Annotated in this window: 9 protein-coding genes and 1 pseudogene; 6 read left to right on the forward strand and 4 right to left on the reverse strand. The window is 63.1% G+C overall.

The features are described 5' to 3' along the window. Nucleotides 1–138: 138 nt before the first annotated feature. Nucleotides 139–960, forward strand: a pseudogene (locus DYL61_RS32025) (cache domain-containing protein); the annotation flags it as partial. Between the two features lie 102 nt (nt 961–1,062). Then, nucleotides 1,063–1,818 (forward strand): methyl-accepting chemotaxis protein, encoded by a 756-nt coding sequence (locus DYL61_RS32030; protein WP_420825096.1) that lies wholly within the window; start codon nt 1,063–1,065, stop codon nt 1,816–1,818. A gap of 156 nt (nt 1,819–1,974) precedes the next feature. On the opposite strand, the gene trhP is transcribed toward DYL61_RS32030, so the two are convergent. After that, entirely contained in the window at nt 1,975–3,288 is a 1,314-nt protein-coding gene (gene trhP, locus DYL61_RS30495) for a prephenate-dependent tRNA uridine(34) hydroxylase TrhP (protein WP_135311471.1), read from the reverse strand. 222 nt (nt 3,289–3,510) lie between these two features. Here trhP and DYL61_RS30500 point away from each other — a divergent pair, with 222 nt between their 5' ends. Together DYL61_RS30500 and DYL61_RS30505 are read left to right on the forward strand one after the other, a co-directional pair. Further along, complete coding sequence (locus tag DYL61_RS30500; RefSeq protein WP_135311472.1) at nt 3,511–3,774, forward strand: DUF2790 domain-containing protein; 264 nt, start codon at nt 3,511–3,513, stop codon at nt 3,772–3,774. A 28-nt stretch (nt 3,775–3,802) separates the two neighbouring features. Beyond that, nucleotides 3,803–5,011, forward strand: a complete 1,209-nt coding sequence (locus DYL61_RS30505; protein WP_135311473.1) for a cytochrome c biogenesis protein DipZ — start codon at nt 3,803–3,805, stop codon at nt 5,009–5,011. A gap of 1 nt (nt 5,012) precedes the next feature. Here the strand turns inward: DYL61_RS30505 and DYL61_RS30510 are convergent, their stop codons facing one another. The 3 genes from DYL61_RS30510 to DYL61_RS30520 are packed head-to-tail and all read right to left on the reverse strand — an operon-like array spanning nt 5,013 to nt 7,970. After that, complete coding sequence (locus DYL61_RS30510) at nt 5,013–5,678, reverse strand: response regulator transcription factor (RefSeq protein ID WP_238704628.1); 666 nt, start codon at nt 5,676–5,678, stop codon at nt 5,013–5,015. Nucleotides 5,679–5,703: 25 nt separating this feature from the next. Beyond that, complete coding sequence (locus DYL61_RS30515; RefSeq protein ID WP_135311474.1) at nt 5,704–6,075, reverse strand: response regulator; 372 nt, start codon at nt 6,073–6,075, stop codon at nt 5,704–5,706. Then, nucleotides 6,075–7,970: a PAS domain-containing protein gene (locus DYL61_RS30520; RefSeq protein WP_135311475.1), complete on the reverse strand. Its 1,896-nt coding sequence runs from the start codon at nt 7,968–7,970 to the stop codon at nt 6,075–6,077. The genes DYL61_RS30515 and DYL61_RS30520 overlap by 1 nt, the downstream gene beginning before the upstream one ends. Nucleotides 7,971–8,170: 200 nt before the next feature. Here DYL61_RS30520 and DYL61_RS30525 point away from each other — a divergent pair, with 200 nt between their 5' ends. Both DYL61_RS30525 and DYL61_RS30530 read left to right on the forward strand, forming a co-directional pair. Continuing rightward, nucleotides 8,171–8,587: an organic hydroperoxide resistance protein gene (locus DYL61_RS30525; protein WP_135311476.1), complete on the forward strand. Its 417-nt coding sequence runs from the start codon at nt 8,171–8,173 to the stop codon at nt 8,585–8,587. Nucleotides 8,588–8,744: 157 nt separating this feature from the next. After that, nucleotides 8,745–9,695, forward strand: a complete 951-nt coding sequence (locus tag DYL61_RS30530) for a quinone oxidoreductase family protein (protein ID WP_238704629.1) — start codon at nt 8,745–8,747, stop codon at nt 9,693–9,695. Nucleotides 9,696–9,820 lie beyond the last annotated feature (125 nt).

The following is a 9,820-nucleotide window of genomic DNA, read 5'->3' on the forward strand; positions in this document are numbered from 1 at the left end:
GGCTTGCCCTGCGCGGCGGTGTGTCAGACGTTTCAACTTCATCAGGCACACCGCCGCGCGGGGCAAGCCCGCTCACTACAGAAACTTCCTACACAGCCGATACACTCTTCAGTCGCCACAAAAATAAGAGAGAGCCCCATGCGTCTGAGTTTGAAGGCCAAAGTCCTGTCCCTGGCCATTGTGCCGGTGTTGTTGTTTGCCGTGGTCATCAGCCTGACCACGGTGTGGATCCTGCAGGGCCAGGCGCGCAATGAGGTGGAAGAAACCCGCCAGCGCCTGCTCAACGACGCCAAGGCCACCTTGCAAAGTTATGTGGAAGTGGCCCTGAGCACGGTCAAGCCGCTCTATGACGCGGCGGCCCCTGGTGATATTGCGGCGCGAGCTCAGGTGGTCAAGCTGCTGTCCAATACCAGCTATGGCAAGGACGGCTACTTCTTCGGCTACGATTCCGAGACCATCCGCCTGTTCAAGGGCAACAGCCCTGACGGCGTGGGCAAGAGCTTCAAGGACAATCGCGACCCCAACGGTGTCTACGTCAACCGCGACCTGGTCAAGGTCGGCAAGGATGGCACCCACTACCTGCAATACAGTTCGACCCAGCCGGGGCAGACCGAGCTGGTGCCCAAGCTCGGCTACACCGAATATCTGCCCAAATGGGACATGGTGATCGGTACGTCGGTGAACCTGGACGGTATCGAAGCGCAAGTCGCGGTGGTCGAGGCCAAGGTGCAGACACGCATGGAAGGCGTGCTGCTGAGCATCCTCGGCGTGGCCGTGGTGGTGCTGTTGGTGATCGCCGCCGTGGGCATGCTGGTGGCCAATACCATCCTGCGTCCGCTAAACCTGATGAAAGCCAACCTCGACGATATCGCCGCCGGCGAAGGTGACCTGACTCGCCGCCTGGCCATCACCAGCCAGGACGAACTGGGCGATCTTGCCGGCGCGTTCAACCGCTTTGTCGACAAGATCCACGGCCTGGTGCGCCAGATTACCGAAATGACCGGCCAGCTCACCGGCCTGGTCAGCCAGGTGTCCGAGCAGGCCCAACGCTCCGAGCAGGCCATGGAGCGCCAGCGCCACGAGACCGACCAGGTGGCCACCGCAATCAACCAGATGTCCTCCGCCGCCCACGAAGTGGCGCGCAGTGCCCAAGGCGCTGCCGTCGCTGCGCAGCAAACCGACGCCGAAGGCCAGGCCGCCAAGCGCGTGGTGGACGGCAGCATCGCGCAGATCCATGCACTGGTGAACGATATCCGCAGCAGCGGCGTATCCCTCGATAGTTTGCAGCAGGACGTGTCGTCGATTGTCAGCGTGCTCGGCGTGATCCGCTCCATTGCCGAACAGACCAACCTGTTGGCGCTCAACGCGGCGATTGAAGCCGCACGGGCCGGGGAGGCCGGGCGTGGTTTCGCGGTGGTGGCCGATGAAGTGCGCGCCCTGGCCAGCCGCACCCAGACCAGCACCCAGGAAATCCAGGGCATGATCGACCGCCTGCAAAAGGGCACCCTCGCCGCGGTCGATGCCATGCGCCGCTCCAGCGATGCCGGCGACGGCACCTCGGCCCAGGCCAACGAAGCCGGGGCGTCGCTGGACACCATGGCCCAACTGATTGGCACCATCAACTCGATGAACGCGCAGATCGCCAGTGCCGCCGAAGAGCAAACCGCCGTGGCCGAAGAGATCAACCGCAGCGTGCACCAGATCGCCGTGGCAGTGGACAGCGTGGCCGATGAAACCCAACTGGGCGCCCAGACCTCCCGCAGCCTGGCGGATTTGGGGCAGCGGTTGGGGCAGTTGGTCGGCCAGTTCAGGATTTAACCTGAGGGAGTATCTAGTCAGGTGCCAAACCTGGCACAGATCCAAATGTGGGATGGGGCTTGCCCCCGATAGCGGTGGGTCAGTTTGTATGTGTGTTGACTGACACGCCGCCATCGGGGGCAAGCCCCCTCCCACAGGGGAGAGGGGCACGACTCATTAAACGTCGCGCATCAACAAGCCAAAGCGCAAATCCATCCCCACCGGAACGGGCACATACACCGTGTGCCCGTCCCCCGGTGCCACCTCGATAGCTTCGCCTTTCGCGTTATGCAGGCTGCCCAGGTCAAAGTGAAAATTGCCCGCAGGCGTCATCAACTCCAAATGATTGCCCACCGCAAAGCGGTTCTTCACCTTGACCTCGGCCAACTCGCCGCGTCGCTCCCCCGTCAGTTCACCCACAAATTGCTGGCGATCCGACACTGAGCTGCCGTTCTGGTAGTTCTGGTATTCGTCGTGCACATGGCGGCGCAGGAACCCTTCGGTGTAGCCGCGCTGGGCCAGGGATTCGAGGTCGGTCATCAGGTTGCGGTCAAACGCACGGCCGGCCACCGCATCATCGATCGCCTGGCGATACACCTGGGTGGTGCGCGCGCAGTAGAAGTGGGATTTGGTGCGGCCTTCGATCTTCAATGAGTGCACGCCCATCTGGGTCAGGCGCTCCACATGCTGCACGGCACGCAGGTCCTTGGCGTTCATGATGTAGGTGCCGTGCTCGTCCTCGAAGGCGGGCATTTGTTCATCGGGGCGGTTCGCTTCCTGTAGCAAAAACACCTGGTCAGTCGGCGTACCAATCCCCAGGGTCGGTGGGTATTGCTGGACGATATCCCCCGTGGCGTTTTCCACCGCCGGCGTGGCCTGGTATTTCCAGCGGCACGCGTTGGTGCAGCTGCCCTGGTTGGCGTCGCGCTTGTTCATATAGCCCGAGAGCAGGCAGCGCCCGGAATAGGCCATGCACAAGGCGCCGTGCACAAACACTTCCAGCTCCATGGCCGGCACCTGCTGGCGGATCTCGCCGATCTCTTCCAGCGACAGCTCCCGCGACAGAATCACCCGGCAAATCCCTTGCTGTTGCCAGAACTCCACGCTGGCCCAGTTCACCGTATTGGCCTGCACCGACAAGTGAATCGGCATCTGCGGGAAATGCCGGCGCACCAGCATGATCAACCCAGGGTCGGACATGATCAGCGCGTCCGGGCCCATGGCGATCACCGGCGCCAAGTCCTTGAGGAAGGTCTTCAACTTGGCGTTATGCGGCGCGATGTTCACCACCACGTAGAAGCGCTTGCCCTGGGCATGGGCTTCGTCGATGCCCAGGGCCAGGTTGGCGTGGTCGAATTCGTTGTTGCGCACCCGCAGGCTGTAGCGCGGTTGCCCGGCGTACACCGCATCGGCGCCGTAGGCAAAGGCGTAGCGCATGTTTTTCAGGGTGCCGGCGGGGGCGAGCAGTTCGGGGGCAAGAATGGGAGGCATGGGCGCGGGTCGCAAAAAAGGCGCGAGGGTAGACGAGAGGCGCGGGCGGTTTATTGATCCAGGTCGTGCTTTGGGCTTTTTGTATCGCTGTGTATCGACAGGCGCTGTGGATACGTACCGATTAACCCGCGCCGGTTTTCGACACAGGCGCGATACCTCAGGGGCATTTAATTGATTCCAACGAGGCACACCGCCTCCAACCCTGAGACTGGAGTCAACGCCATGAATACCAAAGCCATCTACGCCGCCTGCCTGTTTGCCGCCCTGAACATCTGCACCTTGTCGGCCCGCGCCGAAGCCGCCACCAACGTGCAAACCTACAACTACGGCACCCACCTGGACATCAAGCGCGTGGTGTCGATGAGCCAGGACTCAACCCCCGCCTGCGGCGTGGTGAACGCGCGCATGACGTACCTGGACTCCCACGACCAGACCCAAGTGCTGGACTACCTCAAGTTCGGCGACGGCTGCATCGGCGACAACTGAGTCCTCTTGGCCACATAAGGTGAACGTCATGCTTCTGATCGCATTCCTGGGCGGCATCCTGACCGTCCTCAGCCCTTGTATCTTGCCGGTGGTGCCGTTTCTGTTTGCCGGCGTCGACCGCAGCCGCCGTTCGATCCTGCTGACCCTCGGCGGCATGGTCCTGACCTTCGCGCTGATCTCCAGCCTGGCGGTGGTCAGCAGTGAGTGGGTGGTGCAGGCCAACAACACCGGCCGGCAGGTAGCGTTGATCGTGATGGTGCTGTTTGCGCTGTCACTGATCTCGGCGCGCATCGGCGGCTGGCTGGCGCGACCGTTTGTGGTGCTGGGCAACCGCCTCGACCCCGACAGCCGCAGCTTGTCCGGCCCGCTCAAGTCGCTGTTGATCGGTGTCGCCACCGGCCTGTTGTGGGCGCCATGCGCCGGGCCGATCCTGGGCGTGATCCTCACCGGCGCGATGCTGCAAGGCGCCAATGCGCAGACCAGCCTGTTGCTGTTGGCGTATGGCTTGGGTAGCGCATTGTCCCTGGGCACGCTGATTTTCGCCGGGCGCGGCCTGGTCAACCGGCTCAAGGCGTCGATCCCGGTTACCGGTTGGCTGCGCCGTGGGGCAGGGGTGGCGGTACTCGCGGCGGCGGTGGTGATTTCCACCGGGGCGGACAAAACCCTGCTGGCCGGCACCTCGTCCGAAGGCGTCAGCAGCCTGGAGAAAGGCGTGCTGAACACCGTGCCCAAAGTGGTGGATTTTGTGGTGAGCAAGGTCAAGGCCGACCCAGCACAAGACACCGCCAAGGGCGCCATGCCATCCCTGGACGGTGCAGTGGAGTGGCTCAACTCACCCGAGCTGACCCGCGAATCCCTCAAGGGCAAAGTGGTGCTGGTGGACTTCTGGACGTACGACTGCATCAACTGCCAGCACACCTTGCCCTATGTGAAGGAGTGGGCGAAGAAATACGAGAAGGACGGCTTGGTGGTGATCGGTGTGCACACCCCGGAATACGGTTACGAACGCATCATTGGCAACGTCAAGGACCAGGTGCGCAAGCTGGGCATCACCTACCCGGTGGCCATCGACAACAACTACGCGATCTGGCGCAACTTCGATAACCAGTACTGGCCCGCCCATTACCTGGTGGATGCCAAGGGGCAGGTGCGCTACACCCACTTTGGCGAAGGCCGGTATGACGAGCAGGAAAAGATGATCCAGACGCTGTTGCAGGAAGCCAAGGCGGCCAACTGACTCACCCCGGCGGCGTTGCCAGCAACGCCGCCATCTTCACCAGGTCCGCCAATGAGCGGGCCTTCATTTTGCGCATGGCTTTGCCACGATGGGCCTTGACGGTGATCTCACTGATGGCCAGGTCCGAAGCAATCACCTTGTTCATATGGCCGGCAACGACCATCGCCATCACTTCCTGTTCCCGCGGCGTCAGGCTGGCATAGGCGTTTTGCAACGTGTGCAGATGATCTTGCTGGGCCAAGGCGATACGGCTTCTTTCCAGGGCATCGGCGATGGCGTTGAGCAGCACGTCATCATCGAACGGCTTGGTCAGGAACTCCACGGCCCCGGCTTTCATGGCGCGCACGGTGAGGGGAATGTCGCCGTAGCCGGTGATGAAAATGATCGGCGTGTCCGGGCGCTCGTTGGCGATGGCGGCTTGCAGGTCCAGGCCGTTGAGGTCGGGCAGGTTGATGTCCAGCACCAGGCAACTGGGTACTTGCGTACGCGGCTCGGCGAGGAAGTCCTGGGCCGACTCGAACAAGCGCGGTTGCCACTGGGCGAAGCGGATCAACAGTTCCAGGGATTCGCGCACGGACACGTCGTCGTCCACCACGAACACGGTTGGCAAGGTGTCGGTCATCGTTGCGGCTCTGTGTTCATGGGCCATCAGCTGGGTCGAGTACATCAGAATAGCTCCTTGTAAGACGGGCTCAATCAAGCGGAATGGCTGCACTCAGCGCCCTGAGCAATTGCGCTTCGCTGAAGGGCTTGAACAGGCAGTCCACCGCGCCGCCGCTTAACAGGTTCGGCCGGTCGCCGGCATCGCCATGGGCGGTGATGAAAATCACCGGAATGGCATAGCCGCGCAGCTTGAGTGCCCCATGCAAGTCGGGGCCCGACATGCCGGGCATGGCCACGTCCAGGATCAGGCAGCGGGTTTGCTCGACGAAGCCCGAGTCGAGAAATGCCTGGGCCGACGAGAAGGCTTCGACGGCAAAGCCGAACTCCCTGAGCAGGTCAGGCAGGGATTCACGCACTGACTCGTCATCATCGACGACCGCCACGAGTAAAGGCCTTTGCATCAACTACCCTCCCTGGTCGCTGGAATGGAAAACTGGAACGTGGCGCCCGGCCCGTCATTGACGGCAGCCGACAAGACCCCGGCATGCCGCTCGATGATCGAACGGCTGATGGACAACCCGATGCCCATGCCCGCGTGCTTGGTGGTGTAGAACGCGGTAAACATGCGTTCGGCATCCAGGGGATCGAAACCGCTGCCGTTGTCCGTCACGGCCAGGTAAACCCCTTGGTGTTCATTCAAACCGGTGCTGACTTGCAAGTGCCGCGCGCGGCCCGTCATGGTGTTCATCGCCTCGGTGGCATTGAGGATCAGGTTGAGGATCACTTGTTGCAGTTGCACACGGTCGCCCCTGACCGCCGGCAGGTCATCAGTGAAATCCGGTTGCAGGGCCACGCCGTTGCGCTGCAACTCACCGAGCAACATGGCGATGACTTCCCGAGCGGCTTCGTTCAGGTCGACATCTTCGATGGTGATGGTTTTTTTCGAGAACAACGCGCGCAGGCGGTTGATCACATCGGCAGCACGGTTGCCATCGCGGATGGTGCGGCGTGCGGTTTCCAGGGCGCCGGTCACATTCGGCGGGTCGGCGCCGAGCATGCGCAGGCAAGTGCTCGCGTTGGTGATGATGCCGGCCAGCGGTTGGTTGACTTCATGGGCAATCGACGCCGTGACCGCGCCCAGGCTGGCCACCCGCGCCAGGTGGGCGAGTTCAGAGCGCACTTTGTCCAGGGTTTCTTCCGATTGCTGGCGCTCGATGGCGATGCTCGCCGCGAGCATTTCGGCTTGCTTGCGGTCTTCGATATCCGTGTTTTCGCCGTACCAGCGCATCACCGCGCCCCATTCGTCCCGTTGCGGCACTGCACGCACCAGGAACCAGCGATAGTGACCGTCGAAGCGACGCAGCCGTGCCTCGTACTCACCGGCCTCGCCGGACTGCAACAAGGCGCCCCAATATTCGGCCAGCGGCGCGGCATCTTCCGGGTGCACCGAGCGTGCCCAGCCGATGCCGCGTGCTTCGTCCAGGCTCATGCCGGTGTAGTCGCACCAGCGCTGGTTGACGAAACCGACGCTGCCGTCCGGCGCGGCGCTCCAGACGAAACCGGGAATGGCGTTGATGATATTGCTCAGGCGATCTTCCGACGCACTGACCTCGGCCAGCGCCTGGGCGATCAGTGCCTTGTCGCGTTTTTGCTCGTCGATATCGACGCTGATCAGCACCCAGCGGGTGATCCGGCCTACGGTGTCGCGCATTGGCAGCGCGCGGGCGGCGAACCAGTGGTAGGCGCCATCGGCGCGACGCAGGCGCAGTTCGTTGCGATAGGGTTGTTCGGTGCGCACCGCATGCATCCACGCGTTGATCACGCCCGGCAGATCGTCGGGGTGCACGGTGGCGCCGACGGTCCATTGCTTCAATTCTTCGAGGGTGGCGCCCAGGTAGTCGAGGTTGTGGCAGTTGACGCATTCCAGCGCGCCATCGGGGGTCATGAACGCCACCAGCGCAGGGATGCAGTCGATGATGGTGCGCAGGTCCAGGTCGGCGGCGAGGGGCGCAGTGGGGACGCCCCGATAGTCGTCGATGTCGCTGAACAGCCCGCACCATTGGCCCTCGGCCAACGGGTTGAGGCGCAGCACAAACCAGCGGTACACACCGTCGAAGCGCCGCAGGCGGGCCTGGATATCCACGGCAGTGCCGTTGACGCCGGCGTTCCAGCCAGTGAGCAGGGCGGGCAGGTCGTCGGGGTGTACCGCCGACTGCCAGCCACGGCCATGGGCATCGGCGGCGCTGCGTCCGGTGTAGGTGGTCCAGCCCTGGCTGACGAAGTCGACACGCCCATCGCCCTGCGCGGTGAACGCCACGCCAGGCAGTGCATCGACGACGCTGAGTTGATTCGACATACCGGTTCTCTATCTACAGGCGCCGTGCGACGAGAATGCCCGGTCGCGTGGCGCGCGCCCATCATACTTAGGTGTCACATGCTAACCCGGCGGCGGGCGGGCGATACCATCGTGTAATCGAAGGCCGGTTCGGGCCGTGCTGAGATGGGCAACGCATCGCGTATGCGTTTTCCCTCACCCTCACCCTCAGGACGGTTTCCATGACTGCCAAGAAAATACTCTATACCGCCAAAGTCCACACCACCGGCGCCCGCGACGGTGGCACCTCGCGCAGCGACGACGGGCGCCTGGATATCCTGCATTCACTGCCGGGCTCCAAGGGCGGCGGCACCAACCCCGAGCAGCTGTTCGCCGCCGGCTGGTCAGCCTGCTTTGACGGCGCCCTCGGGTTGGCCGCGCGAAAGTTGAAGGTCGAGCTGCCGGCGGACCTGGCGATCGATGCCGAAGTCGACCTGTGCACCGAGGGCGATGCCTACTTCCTGCGTGCACGCTTGAATATCAGCCTGCCGGGCGTGGAGCGTAGCGTGGCACTGGAGCTGATCGACACCGCCCACCAGACCTGCCCGTACTCCAAGGCGGTGCGCGGCAATATCGACGTGGTGCTGAACCTGGTGTAAGCCACTGTATCCACCGCTGTTCAGGTTACACAGCCATTCAAACGGCCCGCCTGCCGACATGCCGCAGATACATGCCTTGCTCAGCATGGCGGCAGGTTTCGGCACCACACGGTGCCGAACGATCTTGCAGGCTGTGAAACCGATGAAAGCGATTGTGATGCACTCCTTTGGAGGCCCCGAAGTACTGGCGGCGGAGGATGTTGCCCCCGACAGACCCGGCGCCGGGCAGGTACTGGTGCAAGTGATGGCCGCCGGCGTCAACTTTATGGACACCGGTATTCGGCGTGGCCTGGGGCAGGCCAACCCACTGCCCCTGACACCGGGGGTGGAAGGCGCCGGTGTTGTCGTGGCGATCGGGCCCGGGGTGACCGAGCTGTCTCCCGGGGACCGCGTGGCCTGGCACTACGTGCCCGGCAGCTATGCCGAGATGATCGTCGCCCCCGTTGCCCAACTGGTGCCGCTACCGGATGACATCAGCTTCGAAACCGCTGCGGGCCTGATGATGCAAGGCCTGACCGCCAGCAACCTGGTGTTTCAGGTGCACGGGATCCAGAAGGGCGACTGGGCCTTTGTCCACGCTGCTGCCGGTGGCGTAGGGCTGATGCTCACGCAGATGATCAAGCTGCTGGGGGGCAAGGTGATTGGCCGGGTGTCCCATGAAGACAAAGTGGACGCCGTGCTGGCGGCCGGTGCCGATTACGTGGTGATCGGGCGAGCGGGCGCTGTCGCCCGTCACGTCGAGCGCCTGGTCGGCGCGCAATCGATGAAGGTGGTGTATGACGGCACCGGCGCCGAGGGCTTTGACGAGTCGATCCGACTGCTGGACTATTTCGGCACCCTGGCGTTGTACGGCCCGTTCATGGACCCGATTGCGCCCGTCGATATCTTCTCCCTGCCGCGCAGTATCAAGCTGACCTATCCGTCGGTGATGCACCATGTGCGTACGCGTGAGGCCTTGCTTGCGTATTCGCAGCAGCTGTTTACCTGGGTGCGTACCGGGCGGCTGCGTGTGCAGATCGGGCGGCGTTATCCGTTGGCGCAGGCAGAGCAGGCGCATCGAGATCTTGAGTCGCGGCGTACGGCGGGTAAGTTGGTGATCCTGCCGTAGAACTCGGGGGATCAATCTCTTTTTTCATGGGAGTCGCAATTCAAATGTGGGAGGGGGCTTGCCCCCGATGAGGGAGTGTCAGCTGACAGTTTTGTAGCTGACACACCCTCATCGGGGGCAAGCCC

The sequence above is a fragment of the Pseudomonas nabeulensis genome, from assembly GCF_004682045.1.
GTDB lineage: Bacteria > Pseudomonadota > Gammaproteobacteria > Pseudomonadales > Pseudomonadaceae > Aquipseudomonas > Aquipseudomonas nabeulensis.